The following is an 18946-nucleotide window of genomic DNA, read 5'->3' on the forward strand; positions in this document are numbered from 1 at the left end:
TATTTTATAGAATTAAAAATATGAAAAAAATATTAAGTCTTTTAGGAACAATCATTTTAACTGGAACAAGCACAACATCATTAATTAGTTGTGAAAAACCAAATAATAGTGAAAACGGGGAGGGCAATAAACCAGAACCATCATATAATCCACAACAACCACCAAAAAATAGTAATTGAAAATTAGTTAATGATTATAATTCATTTGTTTTTAATAAAGAAAATAAATTTTATTTTTTTGTTTTTCAACCTTTCAATGGTAAACAATGAAAAATATTAAAATTTAAACATGATAGAGATTTTGCTAAAGAAATAGATGGTATTCCTTTTATTCCTAGTGATATAAAAGTTTATGCTGAAGCAAGTAAATTAAAAGGTCTTTATCGTTGAGATGATAATGGTGAACCACAAATACCAGCAATTAATAAAACCATTGGTTAAATTACAGATTGAAAAGGTTAAAAAGGAACTATTTTTAAGTTCCTTTTTAAATTAATCGCACAAATTTCATAAATATAATTAATAAAAATAAATTAGTTATTGCACTATACAATGCAGGACTAAATTTTCATACTTCAAATGTTTGACTAAAAAAACTATAAATTGTTTGAAAAATCTTACCAACACCACTCGCTAGTTCGTTTACTTGTTTAATACCAGGGATATTATTAACTATTCAAATTGCCACATTTCTGATATGACACGCTAAATTATATCAACTACAACTTTCATATTGTGCTTGTCATCATTGACTATCAGGAAATAATCCACCGTTATTAATTTCTTGTCAGTTATAAATACCAAAATTAAAATCATAATAATAATACATATCATTATCTTTTTGTGCTTGTAATTCAAAAACATTATAACCGATTTTTTGTTCTTCCATTTTCTTATATTTTAAACCATACTTGTTTTTTAAAGTTCCTTCAAAAACATAATCCTCATTTTGATTAATATTATAATCATTTGCAACAGAAAAATCATAATTAAATACATCTCCATAATTAGTGTTATAAAATCGATTTTTATAAGCAGAATACATCTTAAAATCTAATGATTTATATTTATCAGAAAAATAAAAGTAACGAGGATAAATTTTAAAACCATTATTTGCTAATAAACCATATTTTTTATTATATCCTTGTGTATAAGTATTATTTTCTAAATCAAAAATTGTTCGTAAATAATCTTTATAAAAGTTTTGTGAAACTGTAAACATACTATTTAATAATTTTTCAAATCGATTTTTATTAATATTATTTTCATCAATTAAAACATCTCTAAAATTAACTAATTTTAAACCAAAAAAATTAATTAAAACAGTATCATATTGTAAATTATCAATATAACCACTTTCAATAAAATTACTACGATTTTGAAACACAGGTACCAAAGCATATGCAAAAAAGGCTTTTAAAAATTTATTAATATCAATTTGACCTTTCATCTGTTCAAAAACTTCTTTACCAGTATTAGGAGTATTACCCTGATAATAATTATATGTTTCAGCACTAAAATTAAATGTATTTTCTTTATCTTTCATAAAAGAAAATAAAAAACCTAAATCATCAGTATATCGATAACTATTATAATCATATCCATTCCAATATTGTTTAAGATGTATTAATTCTAAACTACCAGCAATAATATTATTATCTTTATCAATTGTTAAAACCATCCGATAAATTGATTTTTTAGTTAAAATAGTATCAATACTAGACTTGTCCAAATTATTAATAATTTCAAAATCAAAGATTATTCGTTGTGTTCCAACAATGGGAATCTCATAATCAGGATTACCGCCTTGCTGTACTCTAATATTTTCTTGAATAATAACATCTAAGTAATTATTTAAAAAATCTTTAATCTTATTTTGACTATTAATATTTCAATCTGTAATTTCACCAATGGTTTTATTAATTGCTGGTATTTGTGGTTCACCATTATCATCTCAACGATAAAGACCTTTTAATTTACTTGCTTCAGCATAAACTTTTATATCACTAGGAATAAAAGGAATACCATCTATTTCTTTAGCAAAATCTGTATCATGTTTAAATTTTAATATTTTTCATTGTTTACCATTAAAAGGTTGAAAAACAAAAAAATAAAATTTATTTTCTTTATTAAAAACAAATGAATTATAATTAGTAATTAATTTTCAATTATCTTCTATTAAATTAACTGATTGTAAATCATTTATATTTGTTTTTAATTTATTTAACATTTGCGTTAAATTATATTTAGTTGTAAAAGAACAAATAAAATTTGTTAATTCTCTTAAAAATTGTTTTTTATCAACATCATAAAATTTATTAATGTTATATTGTTTAACATAAGTATCTCAATTTTTATATAAATCCATAAACTTATCACTAGTTTTATTGTAAGAAACACCAGTTGAATAACTATCCTTTAAAAAATCTAAATATCATTTATCGTTATAAATTAATGATTTTGATGTTTTTAAAGTAGGATTAATAAAATAATTGGTATCACTTCAATTTTCGAAAAAAATACTGCGTAAAAACATTGTATTAATAAAATCAGTTTCATTTATACCAGTTTCTACACTTCGCTTTGTTCTTGCTTTTTCTTCTGTTTGTTGTGATTGATGGTTTTGTTGTAATGTCATCGCCCCTAATGAGAAAAAAGAAATCAATAAAATTGGTATAAACGAAAATAATACTAAAAACTTACGCATTATTTTTTACCAATTTATTTTTACAATTTTCTTTTATTAATTTAATAATTTCATTAAATAAATAACCATAAAAATAATGAATTATTAAGATATATCACAATATATCAAATCATAAACCATAAATTATATAAAAATTTATACCAGCATATTTTTCTTTTAATTCTTCAATCGTTGAAACTGTATCTAAAATACATACAAGCGTTAACAAAAAACTTATAATAAGATACAAAATCAAATCAACCCAAGAAATAAACAAACCATTTTGTTTCTTTTCTTTTTTATTTTCTACATTACTTTTCATAAATTCAACTCCTAACTATATAATGTTTTTGAAATAATAAAACCAATAATATATAAACTTGATATTGTTAACATTAACGGATGACTAAATAAAATGGCCATTTTACCAAAAATAGATAATAATCAAGTATCAGAATTATATAAATCCATAATAATATTTTTTGCTGATGTTAATTGATTTATAATAATTGTTATAAAACCTGTACCGAATATAGCGATTGCCACTACCAATAAAACTAACTTAATCATATAAAATCAACTCCTTACTTATTTTTTTATTCTTTTAGTGCTATGAATTCTTTTAAATCCTTGTTCTCTTGTTTTTGCTTGTCTTGCTAAACTTGATAACTGTTGTTTATTGCGACTAACTTTAAATTGTTTTCATTCTTTAATATGTTTTTGTAAACCTTGTTTAGTACTAGAAACACTCCGAACAGTAGCACCATATAGTTTAGAACTATTAATAACACCACTTTTAACTGTTGAACCTAAATCGTTATAATTAGTTGATGTTCCATGAATAGCATAAATTGATAACTTAATAACCATAAAAAAGATTAAAAAATAAGCAATCGTTATATTTGTCATTGGCAATTTAGTATTTCAAATTACATCAAAAACAAATAAAAAAGTATCAAAAATAAAACTAAAAATCTTATTTCAATTATCGTTATTAACGCTTTCACTTAATAAATTACTCATTTTTTATCTTTCCTTTCCCTTTTTTTGCTTTTAAATTTTCTTTCAAAATATCAATATCAAACAATTCTAAGCGTTGTTTATTATTTAATTTTGATATATCTTTTCAAAAATATTCTTTTTTATTAACAACTTCATCATTTTTTAAATCACGGACAAAACTTAATCAATGACTATCGTATTTATTTGCAAATTCAAGCGGAATAATTATTTTAAAAAATCGAATTCCTAATCCAACATCCGACTTATGTTTTGCTCTTTTACCTTCTGCTATTCGTTCTACTGATTTTGTTTTTCAAATTTCATAATCTGTAATATCTTGAAAAATACCAATTCGCATAACAAAACTACGATTAAAAATATTACCTAATTTAGATTTAACGGGTTTTTTCAATGAAATCGGAATAATAATACCACTTGCTAAATGACGAATATTATTTCACATCATTCCCTCACGCTGTACGGTAAAAATCGCTCTATTTTTAAAATGTCTTGCTAAAACAATCCACACACTTTTACCACCATGAACTTTTTTAACTTCGTGGGGACTAGTTCTATCAATATATAAAAAACTTTCATCAAACAAAATTAAACTATCGTCAGGCGGTACTAATTTAGTTCTATCAGTAAAATCTAAATTATTAAAAGTTAAAAGTTTTATTGCATCATCTTCAATTGGATAATTACTATAAATTTTCTTTGTTAAAAGTTTCATAACTTGTGATAAAAAAGTTAAAAGTAATGTTTTACCAGTTCCTAATTTACCAATAATTACTGATAACGGATTATCTCAAATAAAGTAAACTAAACGAAAAACATTTAACTGATAAAAAACATTTTTTCAAATTCACCAAACAAAATAAACACACTGCAAAGCAAATAAAAGTCAAAATACTAAACCAGTATAATTTAATGAAATTATTCAAAGTAATAAATCAATTAAACTAAACAAAACCATTGAACTATTAATAAAACAAAAATTTATTAGAAAAAATACAAACTTTTTCATTACTTAAAATACCCAACTATTTTAAAAATCATTCACAATAAGAACCAAGTTAAAAACAAAATTACAATTCAAACACCAATCATTAAAGTTAAATATTCATTTTGTGTTAAATTTCAAGTTGTAATAGTTTCAACATTAGATTTATTTATAAATAAAAATATATGAATAAAAAACTCTTTTAATTTTTCTCAATCATTTTGCAGTTTTAAAAACTTCACATTTTTTGAATAAGTTTGAAAAAAATTCCAAAAAATAAAACTATAAATAATACAAACGATATGACATATAAAAATTCAGAGGCATTTGAACCAATAATATAACTAACAAATTGAACTCAATAATTATATAAACTCATTTAATTTAAACTTTCTAAGTCATTAATTAATTGTTGTACTTTTTCATCACTTCAATTTGTTAAATTATTATTGTTATTTGTTTTTACTTTTTTAGGTTCATTTTGAAATAATGCTTTATGCATACGCGTAAAATAGTTTTGTTTATATTGATTATACAAATCAATTATTTCTGTTCCAGTTAAATATTTTCAATCGTGTTGTTTTAAATTTTCATCATATTTTACAATACGATAAGAATTATCATAAATCAAACCAATTGCTACTTGTTCTGAGTATTTTTCACTCGAATAAATAAATTTATTACTCAATCAAAAACCAATATGACGATTATGATTAGGTAAATTTATAAAACTTGCTTTATCTATTTCAAAAGCAATAAGTTTCTTAGAAATAAAATAATTTGCTATATTCTGATTTTTCTTATAAAAATTATTCAATTTTATCAACTCCTAACTAATTATTTGTTTAATAAACAATGTTATATTTAATGTTTATATATTGCTTATTTTTGATAAAAACACTGATTATTAACAATGTTATACATAATATATAAAATAATAAAAATTGGCACACTGAAAAATACTATTAAGTTTTAAAGTAATAGTTATATAAAATAAATTAATAAAAAATAAATAAACTAGTGTACCTTAGTTTTTGTTAAAATACTTTGAATATTAGAGTAATATACTCTATTAAAATCCTTTAACCATATGACGGAAAAAGTTTAATATCTTAATAATAATAAATAATCCAAATGGAATTAAAATAATTCACGCATCACCTAAAAAGGTCATTAATTGCGGTAAAATACCATATACAGCATCTTTTACTTTATCCATTGCATTACCTAAACCAGTTCAAATGGAATTCATTCCATCACCAAAACCGATTTTTGTAACTGTTTCAGTTAATAAATTCATTATTTTCTATCCTCCTTTTTTTCAAATTCTTTTTTTTCTTTTTTCTTATCTTGAATTTGTCTAACTTTTTGATAAATTGATAAACCAATTCACGCAAAAATACCTAACAAAATCAAAATACTAAATATTCATGTTAATCATACTGACATGATATAACTCCTTTCATAAATTAAAAAATTGAAATTTGCAAACTCGCTCTGCTCGTTGTCGCTTCGCTCCACTTAAAAACATTATTGAATAAATTATCCGCTAATAAATTACGCGGAATAATTTATTCTTTTACTTTTTAATTTCAATATCTTTTACAATCTTATTAACAGTATTAATAACAATATCTTTACCATACTTTTTCACTAATGACCGCAAAATTAAATATTGCTTTGTTTGCATAATTTTAACTCCTTATTTAAAATATTAATAAAATTTATTTTGTAAAAATGTAAATACCACAAAAATACAAAATGTATGTGGTTTCTACATAATTTTCCAAAGTAACATTTTGTCATAATTCATTTAACATTTAATCATCTCCTTATCATTTACTTTTTTTAGAATATATTTTCTTTAATATAATTTTTTTACTATTTAGTAATGTTTTTGTTTTAATTTTTTTGTTTAAATCTTGTTTTGTTCTGAGTTGTTTATATGCTTGAAATACTAGTCCATTACCCAATAAACTAGTAATTGCACTATCTTCTAGCGTATTTAACAATTTATCTTTATTAAAGTTATTTTTAAATTGTTCTTGTATTTTTAATATCTTAGCAATTGTCCAATATATTTTAAAACTATCTTTTACTACTTGCTGATAAGCAAGTGGGGCAAAAGAAACTAAATTAAACAAACTTGTTTTTTTAAATCCCCAACCAATAAACCACTCACTGTTCATATAGAATTTAAACGGTTCAGGAGCCAAAACAAACTGTTCTGCTTTGATTAAAGTTGTCATAACGACAATAGGGACATATTTAGGATTTTTATAATATATTGTTAAAGCAACTTCACCCGCAACTGATAAAGGAACAATCTTAACTGCTAAAAAAACATCAGAACCATAAGCAAAAGGTAATAATTGACCTTTTTGAATGGCCTTTGTTTCAAATTTAGACAATATTTTTTTAGTTTTATCAGTAATTTTACTAATTACTTTTTGTTTAATAGTAATTATTTGTTTTTCAATTGGGGCTAATAATTTTTTAGTTACTTTTTGAATATAAAAATTTGGGTTTAAATGATTTAAAATTTTATTTAATTTAATTGGTGTTTGATGAAAAATATTTAATAATTTATTATTATATATTTTACTGCCCCGCATTAAATTAGCATTTAATATTAGGTTTTTACCAACACCTTTTTTATGAAGATTAGTTATAATGTTATATCACTCATTAGTATTAATTTTACTTATTTTATCAATATTTAATCTATATTCAGACAATCATTTATTAGCATTTTTTTCATTCACGCGTGGTATTTTTTAAACTAATTTAGGACTTATTTTTTGAATATTTTTCTCAATTTTTAATAAATTATTAATTGTTTCTAAATTAGAAATTTTAAAACCTTTATAAAAATCATTTTGGGCTAATTTTTTAATTGTATATAATAAAATTTCATTATTAGCCTGCTTTGTAAAATCAAATATTAATTTAGAAGATAAAATCTTTTTACCTGTAACTTGCCTTACAACATCTTCTAAATTATTAGCAGTTATTACACCTAATTTTTCAAGTAGTTTAGTTTCTTTTGCTAATTTTAAAATTCTAGTTGTTCAAACAGCACGCGTTAATTTACCAATTCCACCAATTGCTGGTAACAAATTTAAGGCGGCACTTTTTGCTGTTACTTCTGATGTTAATTTATCATATATTTGATTTACGGCAAAATCGGTTGCTGTTTCTACTCCAAACAAGATAAATGCTGCGGCAAAATTAGATAATCCCGCACCAAGACCAACAGCCGAAGCAATACCACCAGTTAAAACTGATAAACCAAGAGCTAAAACTTGAATTCCTAAAAATTCTAATAACTGTAAACCAAAACTTTTTTCTTGTTGTTGGATTGACAATCTAGTTGGATTTTTTTAACAGCATAAATAAGGACTGTTTTAGATGTTCCAATTGGAATATCATTTATCAAACGAAAAAGTACTATTTTTTAGTACTATTAAGAATTTTTAATTTTAACATCAATCGGATTTGTTTGACCAGTATCGTTGTTTTTACCTTCAATTTGGACAAAAACCTTGGTATCATTTGTAATATTTATTGGTCAATCAACACCATCACTTTCAATAAAGTAATCAAAATCACTTTCAGTTAAAGAACTATTTACTGCTTTTACTGGTTTTAAAACAACATCTTTAAATTGTGGTTTTAACTGTTCGGCTGTTGCTTTTGTTGGGCCTGCAACATAAATAGTTGGTTTATCTAATTTATTAATTTTACTAATATCAATTTTTGAAACAATATGTTTAATAATTCCTTTTGGTTCAACCACTGCTCCACCTAAATATAAAACTCTTTCCATAATCAAAGTATTACCCATTCCAATACCTAACGCAGCAGCACCAACTCTTAACGGAGTATGATCTTTTTTGCGTAAAATAAGAGGGTCATATTTTTTGCTAAACTTAAAGGCAATTGCATTAACACCATCTGGCAATAATTCAATTGTTCCTTCTGAACCATCTTTATTAATAATTGGTAATTTTTTAGGAACCATATAGTATGTTGTTCCTTTAACAGTTTTTATTACTCTACTTGTTGTGATTACACTATTTATTTGGTTGTTTGCTCCAAGTTGTAACTCTAATTTATTACGAATTCCACGAATAAAATCAGCCGAACCTAAAACAATTGTTTCTGATGGAGTAAAGCCGCTTTCATATATTTTATCCATAATTTCATCATGAATTTGTAAAGCATTTGTATCATCTGCTTTTTTGCCTTGAATAGTTGTAACTGTTCCTTTATTAATAATTTCTAAAATTTTATTGCGTTTATAAGCAACCTCAGTATCCATTGCTTGCTCAATATCGGCAGCTCAAAGATTAGGATTAAAATCATTTTCTACAGGGTCTAATTTACGAGCAAAAGTTAAAATTGTATCTAATTCAACTGTTCCATCTTCAAATTCTACTGTTGAATATTTTAGAAGATTATCATCGGTATTAAATACTTGTCCATCTTTTCCGAAATCTTCATTATATTTAATATTTTTCTTTCTTTTATATGTTAAACCAAATTTATTTTCTTCTTTTCACGCAAATAAAGCTTCTCAACTAAATTTTTGTTGATAAGTTTGTAAATATCATTGTTCAAATGTTTCTCAGTCTCTTTGTGTTGCTTGATTAGCAATATCGCCAAAAATTGTTTTTTGATCCATATTTTTATTCCTTCTTTCTATTTATTAAATACATTGTCTGTATCTAAAATATTATTTTTTTGTTTACTACTTTTGGTACGCCCCCAGTATTAACTGTTTGTACCTTAATTAATTCATCATAAACACTTTGCAATTGTGTTTTAATGATTTCAATATCATCAATAATATCATAAGATTTTAATAAAATATTTTTAAAATCTTCATTATATATTCTGTCATTATATATACTCCTTAATTTTTTTATTTGTTGAACAAATTTCATCATTAATATTATTTGCAGTTACTGGATAAGCACATATCATTAATTCTTGTAATTTATTTTAGTATTTAATTACTTCGCTGCCCGCTTCACTTTGGGGAGTGAAGCCGGGGCGGATAGGATATTTTGATAGAGTTTATCCCCCATACGGAAATAAACAAAAAACAGTTTACCTAGTTATTAATTACGCTTCATCCATCCCTACACAACTTTATATAAAGAAAATAACCTTTTGGAGTTCCAACCCTCTTGTTTTTTTAGTGTCCGATATTCTTTTTTTCGGTTTAACAGCACTTTTTATGAAAACAAGCCAAAAAACACATGCTCTGACATTTCAAAAGTGATTAATCTTGTCGAGAATTAAAGAAATAAATAGGAGAGTAAATCCAATCGCTTTCACACTTTTTTAAGACTTCGTCCCATAGATGAGTTATCCATCTTTAAGCATCAAAATATTAAGTTTTAGTATTGCATTATTCATCAGATAGTACCTTTATTAAAAATGATATTATTAGTTGTTAAACCGAAAAAATATAATAAATCACAGAAAGGAAATTATAAAAATTAACTAGTTTGTAGTGCAAAATAGGTTAATTTTTAATTTTAAAGATACTATCTGATGAATAATGCAAATAAAAAAATGGTTCTAATAAGCGATTACTTTAATTTGTATTTAATTACTTTATTTATAATTTTTATAAAACCTAAGCTTTTTTCCGACTACCAAAATTTAAACAATAATCATCAAACATTTTTTCTTTCAATTTATTAATAATTTTTGAATTAGGATATGCTAATTTTTTCAAATAATTCAATTCAATTAAATGAATACCATATTGTCAAAATTCAATTAAACTAGTATGCAAATCATTAAAAACTACTTTGTTACATAACTGCTGGTCTAACACATTTAAGCCAACTGAAGCACCACCACAAAATAAATCTATAAATTTATCAAATTTAGCCGGTAATAATGCTTTAATTTTTTCAAAGTGTTTAGCTTTTCCACCTGGCCAAGACAACGGACTAATAAATTTCATTCTAATCCTCCTTTACTATAAAATGTTTAAATAATGTATATGTATTGTAATAAACATTGTTAAATATATAAAATTAAAAATTAAGGCACACTGAAAATAACTACTTAGTTTTAACTAATAGCTATTAAAATATAAAATTATACGTTTATAATTAATCAACTCACATAAAAGCTAGTGTGCCATAGCTAAAATATATGAATGGATCAGTTATAATAAATATTAAAAGCCTTTAACCATGACACGGAAAAAGTTTAATATTTTAATAATTACTCAAATTCCAAATGGAATTAAAATAATTCAAGCATCACCCAAAAAGGTCATTAATTGTGGTAACACAGCATAAACAGCATCTTTAACTTTCATCATTGCTTGTCCCAAATCACTTCAAATAAAATCCATTCCACCTGAAATAATAGGAGTATCTGTAGCTAGAAAATTAACAGCTGTTGTTAAATACATACCTAACATTATTCTTTATCCTCCTTGTTTTCAATTTTTTTTATCTTTTTTCTTACCTCGAATTTGACGAATTTTTTGATAAATCGATAAACCAATTCAAGCAAGAATTCCTAAAACAATAACAATACTAAATATTCATGTTAACCATACTGGCATAATTTAATTCCTCCTAAAAATTTAGCTTGCGCGGCACGCTCCGCGTGTTCGCTACGCTCAAAAATAAATAATATTGAATAAATTACTGCTAATAAATTACGTGGATAATTTATTCATTTTCTTTTACATTATTAGTTACTATCTTATTAACAGTATTAATAACATTATCTTTTCCATACTTAATTATTAAGGACCGCAAAAGAAAATAATGTTTTGTTTGCATAATTTCAACTCCTTAAATTAAATTTTCTATACACAAAAGAAAAAACAAGATTATATCTTGTTTTTAACTAACAACCCGTATCTTTGCAACGGTCCCTAATAAAAAAATAAAACTGGAATTTAACTTACATTAAATTCCAGTAAAAAGTTAATTATATTAAAATAATGCTTCAATTACGTAATTAACTAAACAAATCATCAAGTTCATTTTTTAATGAAAAAGTTTCACTATGTTTATCTTTATATTGTAAACCTACCTTAAAGTCAGATTGAATATTAATTTTTAATTCATCAAGGAAATGTTGAGTAATATCACCACTATTTTCTTGAATTATTTTTTTAATATACATTAATCCTCGCAGTTTTGGACCTTCTTTGCTGACAAGATTCATAAGTGCTAAAACATGAACTTTTTCCTCAATTATTGAACGAATTTCAGCAAAATATCTATTAACCATAGTGTCTTTGTCATTATTTTCTTTAAAAATAATTTTCATTCCTTGTATTAATCTAATATTAAAAAGATTTTTCAAATCATATTTTTTAATTTGTTTTTTTAATAAAGCTAAAGTTCTTTCATCTAAAATAATATTAATATTACCTTGCAAGATAAACTTAGTATTGTTATAAACTAAAACATCATTATTAACTTTGGCATTATTAAAAGCAATTTCAAATGCTTCACCTAAAGTCAATTCTGGTTGGGATTGGTCATCATAGTTATCTTCTTTGCGAGCAGAAACCCGTCTTTCTTGAATATCACCATTTTCAAAAATTAAGGTTAAACAAGCAGTACGATTATAAATATCCACCATAATATGGTCTCATTTTTGATATTCATTCACCATTAGTAACATATCAGCAGTATATGTTTTATACAATCCTGATGTTTGAATTGTTTGAATCTGTAACGGGACACCAGTTTGTAATGCTTCAACTTGTTTATAATTCAATTTAATTGGCTGTGAATTAAAATCATCAATGGTATTTCAAGCAATTGAATTTTAAACTTTATCAGGGAAAATTGCTCCTGGTAAAATGACATTTGCTGTAGTATTACTTTTTGCAATAATTGTAGCAATTGTATTTGATAATTCACCAATTCCTAATACAAAATTAAGCGTTGGACGAACTTCATAAATTGGCGCTGTTCCAACATTTAAATACTTAACATTCCCATTTAAAAATGCAACTTCAGAAGTATTAATTCCTAATGAATGTGTTCATGTTTGTCCTTGTTCTTGCGATGATGTATTAGAACTAGAATGTTCAGAAGATACCGTACTAGATCATTCATGTGAAATATTAGTACTAACAGAAAGACTCGGAAAAAAAGAAATTTCCTGCTGAAACCGATGCTCCAACAGTTGTTGCTTCAGTATTACTACTAGAAGTTGAAACACTAATAGTATTACTTTTTTGTTGGTCAACTGATCTTTCTTGCTCATTTGTAACATTAAAATTGTTAGATAAAATCATTTTATTCATCATTACTCCAATTTTAGGATAAGCAGCAACAAGCGGATGACGTGCTTCTGGTAAAACTCCTTGGTCAATTTTTCCTAATACTTTTTCAGCATCCGAATAAGGATCTCCCGTGGTATGACTATTATACGGGTCTGATTTATATTTTATAAATTTACCTGGTTTGTGTTTTTTATCATTTCAAGGAACAATTAATCCCCCTTCAACTGTATAACCATTGATTTCTCAACAATCAGGAATGCCATCATCATCACTATCTAACGCATGCTCACAATCACTGTTAAGGTAAAAACTTTGTTGTTTAATATTATCAATATCTGTATTTTTTTCCATAATATTTACTTCTTCTTTTCATTCTTTGCTTTATTATTTAAAATTTTTTATCTTCTCGTGCTAAAGAAACCTCAACTTTAATACTTTTTTTACCTGTGGTTTTATCTTTAACAATAAGGAAGTTATGATAACGAAAGGTATAACCACGATTTAACAATAATTCATTTTGACCATAATACTTACTAATTTCATCAACATAAATTGCTTTTGTTCCTTTTGGTAAACTAAAATTCTTAACAAAATTGGATAACGCTCCCCAGAATATGATTTATGAGGGTCTTTTGATAAAGACGTACTTAAAAAACTATGTTGCGTAAATTTTTCACCGGTATAGTCTTGCCGAATTTGCGTAAATAAATCACGATTAATTTTATTATTTGCATCACGTAAATTAAGGTCATGGTCTGAAAATTGATAGCCACTAACCCCATGAAAAACAACTAATTTTTCATTTGTTTTTGCTTTTTGAAATGATTTATCTAATTTTAAAATTTTATCATTAACTTTCTTTAAATCATTTTTTGTAAATTTAAGTTCAGTTGGAATAGCTTCAATATCATGATATATTTTTCCATTTGTCTTTCGTAAATATTCATTAATTGGTTCATAATGACTTCCGGTATATTGTTCCAAATACTCCTTGAATTCCTTTTTCTCATTTTTTGTTAATTTATTTTCTCAATCATTATATAATTGTCTTCCGCCATTTCCTTGCTTCTTCATGTATGTCTTTATAGTGGCGTCGATTTTTATTAAATTTTTTATTGAAAGGTTGCTTTAATCGTCCTCACGCTGGTACATAAAAAATAAACTCTTCAAATATGGTCGCATGTAAAAAAGAAGGGTTTTAACAAATACATAGAAATTGAATAAAAATAATAAACCATTTACTAAAATGGTTTTTTTATTTGTAAAACCAAAATTATTAATTGATTCAGAGAAAGGACAGCATCTTAAATTCTTAAAATAGAAACTTTTTATTACAACTTTTTGATACCCTCTTTAAGTTGTTTACACATTTATTAAATATCTTAGAAATCTTTATAAAGTGTACCTGTTTTTTCTCCAATTTTAAGGTGTTGTCCTTTCTCTGTTTCAGTTAATTAATTTGCTAATAAAAAAACTTAATAAAGGAAGGAGTAGGTAATGAAAATTAATAAGCAACAAACAATATGTGATGTTGATAATTGCTATAAAGCAATATCATTCATTACCGAAGAATTTTTATCAAATAAAGTTTTATGAACTTGTGAAAAACATAAAGATTTATTGAATAAAGTAAAAGATAAAACACAAAAGCGGTTTTATAAACGCCTAGAAAATTCAAAAATTATCTTTGATTATGAAACTGGTTTATTAAAACTTAAATTTTATAAAACAACTTAATGCAGAGCGAAACGGTTATTTTAAATAACTAAGTGTTTTTATTCCACAGCCGGCCGAGGCAAGTACTGAAATAGTGTATGAGGAAAAATGTAAATCGGCGCTGGTTCATTAGAACTAAGCGATAGTCGTGATAAGTCCAAGGTTAATATCAAACGACAATAAAAATAGAGATAGTGACTTTACAATTAAATTTGCGAAAAGTGTGGTTGGTTGGAGTTTTATAGCATTTGGTCCTTTAAAATGCGAGTGAATTTTTAATTTAAAAACTGAACGTCAAATCCCAGAGCAAAAGCACAAATGGGCACGGATAAAGGAAGACATATATATGTCTGGCGTCAATATTAAAAAAACAACTGTGGATTATTAAACATTCAAACAATTAACATATCGCCACCGCTCACCCCCAGTGAGGCGGATGGCGTAGTAAGTAAATAGATAAATACTTATATAACTAATTCTCGCTTGGCACTTTCACTTGGGAGTGAGTGCCAGCGAGTTAAAACTAGGAGGAAAAAATAAATGACAGAATATAAAAGTAAATATATTAATAAAACTTGAAATGAAATAACAACATCATTTTATTGAGTTAATTGTCAACCTATTAATTGTCGTATTTCACATCATAAAAAACATTATGATTTGCAATGTTTAGAATGAGCCAAAATGTACTTAAATTTATTTAAAGATAAATGAGATGTTATTGCTTCTTATATGCAATATTACAAAATTAACGATATTTTAGATTTAGCTTCTGATGGTTGAAAAATATTACAAATTGACCAAAAAATCAAAGGAATAATTTAGGAGGTTTATATGAAAAAGTTAAATAAAATTTGTCTTAAAAAAAGATATTGAGGTTATTGCTTTAAATGTAATCAAGAAAATAAATTAAATGAATTAATGCTTAAAAGTTATTCAGTATCATTTGAAGATATGACTGATGAACATTGAGCATTAGGAAAACAAAATTAGGAGGAAATAAAAAATGATATGTAATAAAGCATTAAAAATTACCAATAAAGATATTATTTATGCACAAATTGATAGTGATTATTCAGATAATTTAGAGTTAAATTTATATCTTAAATTTGGTGATGAGGAACGACATGTGGGTAATATTTCATTGCCAACAAATTTTGACTTAAATTGCAAATGATATGAAATTGATGAAGTTAAAAGTTTAATTAGTGATTATTTAGCAGATGAAGAAGCAGATTATGAGGTGATAAATTATGAATAAAAGATACTTATTAGTAACAAAAGATAAATATAGCTTAAATACTACATATTTTTATACATTTGATGAGGCAAGAATTTATTCTGAAAATTTAAATTATTGTAAAACTACAATTATTGATTTAGAAAACAAAAATATTAAATGACAAGGATGTGAGTAAATATGTGAAAAGATGAAGATGGTAAGGTTTATACCGAAGAAGACTTATTTAATATAGCATTAGAAGAATGTCACTCAGAAGACGGTGCTTATGAGTATATTGATAATTTAATTATGAATATGAATTTGGAGGAAATTTAATTATGGAAGACTTAAAATTAAATAATGAAGTTAAAAATATTACTTATCCATTTTATTTAAAAGGAAATGATTTTAAAGAATTAAGTTTAAAAGCATTAACAATTAAAAAATGAATTGATGAAAATGGGCAAGAATTAGCAGAATTTATATATCGACAACAAGCTTGATTAATAAATGGAGAATATAAATCACAATCACTAAAAGATTTAAAACTAGTAGTTTCAAAAATTGATTATATTTTTAGAGAACCATTAGAATTAATAAAAAATTTTAAAGATGAATTAAATTTTATTAGAAAAGATATTTTGAATTTAGAAAATAATATTAAAAGTAATCATGATTCTTTTAAAAATAGTGTTATTAATATTCAATTTCAAAAACAAAATGAAATTATTGAAAATCACAAAAAAGAACAATTTTTAGAAATTAAAAGTGTAGCAAAACAAATGCAAGAATTAAAAATTATTACTAGTAATTTTCGTAAAGAAAAATTATTAGTTAAAGATATTGAAGTTATAGGTATTAATGATGATTTTTTACAAAAAGCTGATAAATTAGAACTTATTAATCTTATTAAAAACTATTTAATTGTTGATGAACAAATTGTTAAAAATGAAATTAAAGAACAATGAGATAGTAATAAAGATATTAATTTAATTGGTATTAAAGGTATTAATTTTAAAATAAATAAAGGAGAAAAATAATATGGCAAATATTGTTGAATTTTTAAGAACAGATAAAGCAACAGAATGAATAAAAAGTAAATTTTCAAATGAAAATGAAATTGCAAGATTTAAGAGTAATATAGTTTCAATATCAAACAGTAATGAATTATTACAAAAAGCAGACCCAAAAACAATTATGACCGCTTGTTATCAAGGTGTTTTATTAAATTTACCTATGGAAAAGCAATTCGGATATGCTTATGTCGTTCCATATAATACTAAAATAACAAGAATTATTAATGGTCGTGAAATCCAAGAATGAATTAATCAAGCACAATTTCAAATGGGTTATAAAGGTTATATTCAATTAGCTCAAAGAAGCGGTCAATATTTAGATATGTCAGTATCAGACGTCAGAGAAAATGAATTAGTAAATTATGATAGATTAAAAGGAACTAGTTTTAATTGAATACAAAATGAAGATGAAAGAGAAAAATTACCAATTATAGGTTATGTAGCATATTTTAAAATGGTTAATGGTTTTGAAAAAACATTATATATGACAAAAGAACAAATGGAAAATCATTTTATGAAATATTCTAAAACTTATGCTAAAAATAAATCATTTTATATTGCTAGTTTTGATGAAATGGCACTTAAAACAGTATTAACTAGTTTATTGCGAAAATGAGGTATTATGTCAGTCGAATTACAACAAGCTTATAAATCAGACCAAGCAGTTATTACAACTAATGATGAAAAGATTTATATTGATAATGATAATAATATAAACATAAATAAGAGTCAAATTAGCAACGAAAATATATCAAATAATAATTTATTACATGAATCAAATGAAAGATTGACAGATAATAATGTAGTAAAAGAAGAAGATATATCAAATGTATTACCAACAGTTAACAACGATGAGGAATGAGCGACTTGATAAAAATAGGTATTGACCCATCAGGAACTGGCACTACGGCCGTTGCTATTTTTGAAGATAATAAATTAATTGATAAATCTGAATATACAAATCATTATTGAATTACACAAACCGATATTATTTTAGATAAGTTAAAACAAGATGCAATTATTAATATTGAAGATTGTTTATATACAAATGCTAATGGTTCAAAAGACCGTGATGATTTATTAAAAATAATTGGAGTAATTAAATATGATACACACGAATTAAATAATGTTAATTGAGTATCACCAAAACATACTAAATCAGTTGTTAAAAATATGGAAAATTTAAGTAAATATAATGATAGTTGTATATGAAAATATGATAAAGATAATAATTTAACTTATCAATATGGTAAAGGTTGATTCTATAATAATGAGAAAATAAGTAATCATTTACGAGATGCCATTATTATTGCTAATTATGAAGGTTAATATTATGAAAAATTCATATAATCAAAAAACAGAAAAATATTATTCTAAATTAATTCGTAATGTTAATATTTACTTAAATGAAAATGAAGAAAAAGTTTGAAATGAATTTAATGGCCTTACTTATTCACAACGAATAGAACATCTTATTAATTTTTATATAAAACACAATAAAGAAAAATAAAAAATAACCTTAATTGGTTATTTTTTAAATGCTATTTGTTAGTTGTCTAATAGCATCTTTTTGTTGTTGTTTTTTGTCATTTACTTTAACTTGTTTTTTAACATTTTTAATTTGACCTGTTTTTAATGCTAATTCTGTTGCATAATCAGGCCCTCGTAAATGTTTTTCGTGGGCAATAACAGCAGTTCTTAATTCTCTAATTTCTGCTTTATATTTTTTAATTTTTTTAGCAGATAATCCAAGAATACCAAGACTACCCATTCCGCCTGCACCTGCTAATACAAGTAAAGCAATTACTATTTCATTACTAATTTCCATTTTAATATTTCCTTTCTTATCCTTACTCAAACAGTGGCCATCTATTTTTTCAAAACAAAATAATTTATAAATTAAACTATATAACCACCCAAAAATATCAACCACCCCTAATATATAGTCTATT

At 24.6% G+C, this 18946-nt stretch carries 33 protein-coding genes; 11 read left to right on the forward strand and 22 right to left on the reverse strand.

Features of this window, described 5'->3' with window-relative positions; all coding sequences use genetic code 4:
• The first annotated feature begins 20 nt into the window (after window positions 1-20).
• Entirely contained in the window at window positions 21-440 is a 420-nt protein-coding gene (locus ACZ91P_RS13075; RefSeq protein WP_465156807.1) for a spiroplasma phage ORF1-like family protein, read from the forward strand.
• A gap of 46 nt (window positions 441-486) precedes the next feature.
• Here ACZ91P_RS13075 and ACZ91P_RS13080 read toward each other — a convergent pair whose 3' ends face one another.
• The 21 genes from ACZ91P_RS13080 to ACZ91P_RS13180 form a co-directional block, all read right to left on the reverse strand.
• A complete protein-coding gene (locus tag ACZ91P_RS13080; protein ID WP_465156809.1) occupies window positions 487-2706 on the reverse strand; it encodes a spiroplasma phage ORF1-like family protein in 2220 nt (739 codons plus the stop codon).
• A complete protein-coding gene (locus ACZ91P_RS13085) occupies window positions 2699-3007 on the reverse strand; it encodes a hypothetical protein (protein ID WP_465156743.1) in 309 nt (102 codons plus the stop codon). The genes ACZ91P_RS13080 and ACZ91P_RS13085 overlap by 8 nt, the downstream gene beginning before the upstream one ends.
• An 11-nt stretch (window positions 3008-3018) precedes the next feature.
• Window positions 3019-3255: a hypothetical protein gene (locus tag ACZ91P_RS13090; protein ID WP_465155605.1), complete on the reverse strand. Its 237-nt coding sequence runs from the start codon at window positions 3253-3255 to the stop codon at window positions 3019-3021.
• A gap of 18 nt (window positions 3256-3273) precedes the next feature.
• Window positions 3274-3708, reverse strand: coding sequence for a hypothetical protein (locus tag ACZ91P_RS13095; RefSeq protein WP_465155607.1), 435 nt, complete (start codon window positions 3706-3708; stop codon window positions 3274-3276).
• Window positions 3701-4714 carry a hypothetical protein gene (locus ACZ91P_RS13100; RefSeq protein WP_465156811.1) on the reverse strand — a complete coding sequence of 338 codons (1014 nt, stop codon included), beginning with the start codon at window positions 4712-4714 and terminating at the stop codon, window positions 3701-3703. Before ACZ91P_RS13100 ends, ACZ91P_RS13095 begins: the two co-directional genes overlap by 8 nt.
• Complete coding sequence (locus ACZ91P_RS13105; RefSeq protein ID WP_465159005.1) at window positions 4714-4917, reverse strand: DUF2649 family protein; 204 nt, start codon at window positions 4915-4917, stop codon at window positions 4714-4716. The genes ACZ91P_RS13100 and ACZ91P_RS13105 overlap by 1 nt, the downstream gene beginning before the upstream one ends.
• A 152-nt stretch (window positions 4918-5069) precedes the next feature.
• Window positions 5070-5507, reverse strand: a complete 438-nt coding sequence (locus tag ACZ91P_RS13110) for a DUF3627 domain-containing protein (RefSeq protein ID WP_465156813.1) — start codon at window positions 5505-5507, stop codon at window positions 5070-5072.
• A gap of 255 nt (window positions 5508-5762) precedes the next feature.
• Window positions 5763-5990 (reverse strand): hypothetical protein, encoded by a 228-nt coding sequence (locus tag ACZ91P_RS13115; protein WP_465156815.1) that lies wholly within the window; start codon window positions 5988-5990, stop codon window positions 5763-5765.
• Window positions 5990-6139 carry a hypothetical protein gene (locus ACZ91P_RS13120; RefSeq protein WP_465156817.1) on the reverse strand — a complete coding sequence of 50 codons (150 nt, stop codon included), beginning with the start codon at window positions 6137-6139 and terminating at the stop codon, window positions 5990-5992. Before ACZ91P_RS13120 ends, ACZ91P_RS13115 begins: the two co-directional genes overlap by 1 nt.
• 383 nt (window positions 6140-6522) lie before the next feature.
• On the reverse strand, window positions 6523-7455 hold the full coding sequence (locus ACZ91P_RS13125) for a hypothetical protein (protein WP_465156819.1): 933 nt from the start codon (window positions 7453-7455) through the stop codon (window positions 6523-6525).
• A gap of 12 nt (window positions 7456-7467) precedes the next feature.
• Entirely contained in the window at window positions 7468-8058 is a 591-nt protein-coding gene (locus ACZ91P_RS13130; protein WP_465156821.1) for a hypothetical protein, read from the reverse strand.
• Window positions 8059-8156: 98 nt separating this feature from the next.
• The gene (locus ACZ91P_RS13135; protein WP_465156823.1) at window positions 8157-9377 is read right to left on the reverse strand and encodes a hypothetical protein; all 1221 of its coding nucleotides are present in this window, start codon (window positions 9375-9377) and stop codon (window positions 8157-8159) included.
• Window positions 9378-9420: 43 nt separating this feature from the next.
• The gene (locus ACZ91P_RS13140; protein ID WP_465156825.1) at window positions 9421-9642 is read right to left on the reverse strand and encodes a hypothetical protein; all 222 of its coding nucleotides are present in this window, start codon (window positions 9640-9642) and stop codon (window positions 9421-9423) included.
• Between the two features lie 698 nt (window positions 9643-10340).
• Window positions 10341-10676, reverse strand: coding sequence for a DNA adenine methylase (locus ACZ91P_RS13145; protein ID WP_465156827.1), 336 nt, complete (start codon window positions 10674-10676; stop codon window positions 10341-10343).
• Between the two features lie 219 nt (window positions 10677-10895).
• Window positions 10896-11144, reverse strand: a complete 249-nt coding sequence (locus ACZ91P_RS13150) for a hypothetical protein (protein ID WP_465156829.1) — start codon at window positions 11142-11144, stop codon at window positions 10896-10898.
• 6 nt (window positions 11145-11150) lie between these two features.
• Window positions 11151-11291: a hypothetical protein gene (locus ACZ91P_RS13155; RefSeq protein WP_465156831.1), complete on the reverse strand. Its 141-nt coding sequence runs from the start codon at window positions 11289-11291 to the stop codon at window positions 11151-11153.
• Window positions 11292-11695: 404 nt separating this feature from the next.
• A complete protein-coding gene (locus ACZ91P_RS13160; RefSeq protein WP_465156833.1) occupies window positions 11696-12466 on the reverse strand; it encodes a hypothetical protein in 771 nt (256 codons plus the stop codon).
• 51 nt (window positions 12467-12517) lie between these two features.
• Window positions 12518-12877 (reverse strand): hypothetical protein, encoded by a 360-nt coding sequence (locus ACZ91P_RS13165; protein WP_465156835.1) that lies wholly within the window; start codon window positions 12875-12877, stop codon window positions 12518-12520.
• On the reverse strand, window positions 12825-13331 hold the full coding sequence (locus ACZ91P_RS13170) for a binary toxin-like calcium binding domain-containing protein (RefSeq protein ID WP_465156837.1): 507 nt from the start codon (window positions 13329-13331) through the stop codon (window positions 12825-12827). Before ACZ91P_RS13170 ends, ACZ91P_RS13165 begins: the two co-directional genes overlap by 53 nt.
• A 37-nt stretch (window positions 13332-13368) precedes the next feature.
• Window positions 13369-13488 carry a hypothetical protein gene (locus tag ACZ91P_RS13175; protein WP_465156839.1) on the reverse strand — a complete coding sequence of 40 codons (120 nt, stop codon included), beginning with the start codon at window positions 13486-13488 and terminating at the stop codon, window positions 13369-13371.
• Entirely contained in the window at window positions 13482-14054 is a 573-nt protein-coding gene (locus ACZ91P_RS13180) for an ADP-ribosyltransferase (RefSeq protein ID WP_465156841.1), read from the reverse strand. Before ACZ91P_RS13180 ends, ACZ91P_RS13175 begins: the two co-directional genes overlap by 7 nt.
• A 423-nt stretch (window positions 14055-14477) precedes the next feature.
• On the opposite strand from ACZ91P_RS13180, the gene ACZ91P_RS13185 reads away from it, so the two are divergent.
• From ACZ91P_RS13185 to ACZ91P_RS13230, 10 genes are all read left to right on the forward strand, one after another.
• On the forward strand, window positions 14478-14717 hold the full coding sequence (locus ACZ91P_RS13185; protein WP_338988931.1) for a hypothetical protein: 240 nt from the start codon (window positions 14478-14480) through the stop codon (window positions 14715-14717).
• 519 nt (window positions 14718-15236) lie between these two features.
• Window positions 15237-15521, forward strand: coding sequence for a hypothetical protein (locus ACZ91P_RS13190; protein ID WP_338991147.1), 285 nt, complete (start codon window positions 15237-15239; stop codon window positions 15519-15521).
• Window positions 15522-15530: 9 nt separating this feature from the next.
• Window positions 15531-15689, forward strand: a complete 159-nt coding sequence (locus tag ACZ91P_RS13195) for a hypothetical protein (protein WP_465155746.1) — start codon at window positions 15531-15533, stop codon at window positions 15687-15689.
• A gap of 13 nt (window positions 15690-15702) precedes the next feature.
• Window positions 15703-15957 carry a hypothetical protein gene (locus tag ACZ91P_RS13200; RefSeq protein ID WP_465155631.1) on the forward strand — a complete coding sequence of 85 codons (255 nt, stop codon included), beginning with the start codon at window positions 15703-15705 and terminating at the stop codon, window positions 15955-15957.
• Window positions 15950-16114, forward strand: coding sequence for a hypothetical protein (locus tag ACZ91P_RS13205; protein WP_465155633.1), 165 nt, complete (start codon window positions 15950-15952; stop codon window positions 16112-16114). The genes ACZ91P_RS13200 and ACZ91P_RS13205 overlap by 8 nt, the downstream gene beginning before the upstream one ends.
• Before the next feature lie 2 nt (window positions 16115-16116).
• Window positions 16117-16254 (forward strand): hypothetical protein, encoded by a 138-nt coding sequence (locus ACZ91P_RS13210; RefSeq protein ID WP_465155635.1) that lies wholly within the window; start codon window positions 16117-16119, stop codon window positions 16252-16254.
• Window positions 16255-16256: 2 nt separating this feature from the next.
• Window positions 16257-16958 carry a hypothetical protein gene (locus ACZ91P_RS13215; RefSeq protein ID WP_465155637.1) on the forward strand — a complete coding sequence of 234 codons (702 nt, stop codon included), beginning with the start codon at window positions 16257-16259 and terminating at the stop codon, window positions 16956-16958.
• 1 nt (window position 16959) lies between these two features.
• The gene (locus tag ACZ91P_RS13220; RefSeq protein WP_465155639.1) at window positions 16960-17868 is read left to right on the forward strand and encodes a recombinase RecT; all 909 of its coding nucleotides are present in this window, start codon (window positions 16960-16962) and stop codon (window positions 17866-17868) included.
• Complete coding sequence (locus ACZ91P_RS13225) at window positions 17853-18323, forward strand: hypothetical protein (protein WP_465155641.1); 471 nt, start codon at window positions 17853-17855, stop codon at window positions 18321-18323. Before ACZ91P_RS13220 ends, ACZ91P_RS13225 begins: the two co-directional genes overlap by 16 nt.
• Window positions 18324-18327: 4 nt before the next feature.
• Window positions 18328-18504 (forward strand): hypothetical protein, encoded by a 177-nt coding sequence (locus tag ACZ91P_RS13230; protein ID WP_465155643.1) that lies wholly within the window; start codon window positions 18328-18330, stop codon window positions 18502-18504.
• Between the two features lie 24 nt (window positions 18505-18528).
• Here ACZ91P_RS13230 and ACZ91P_RS13235 read toward each other — a convergent pair whose 3' ends face one another.
• Complete coding sequence (locus ACZ91P_RS13235) at window positions 18529-18927, reverse strand: hypothetical protein (protein WP_465155645.1); 399 nt, start codon at window positions 18925-18927, stop codon at window positions 18529-18531.
• Between the last annotated feature and the right edge of the window lie 19 nt (window positions 18928-18946).

Source organism: Spiroplasma endosymbiont of Halictus nicosiae (genome assembly GCF_978018445.1).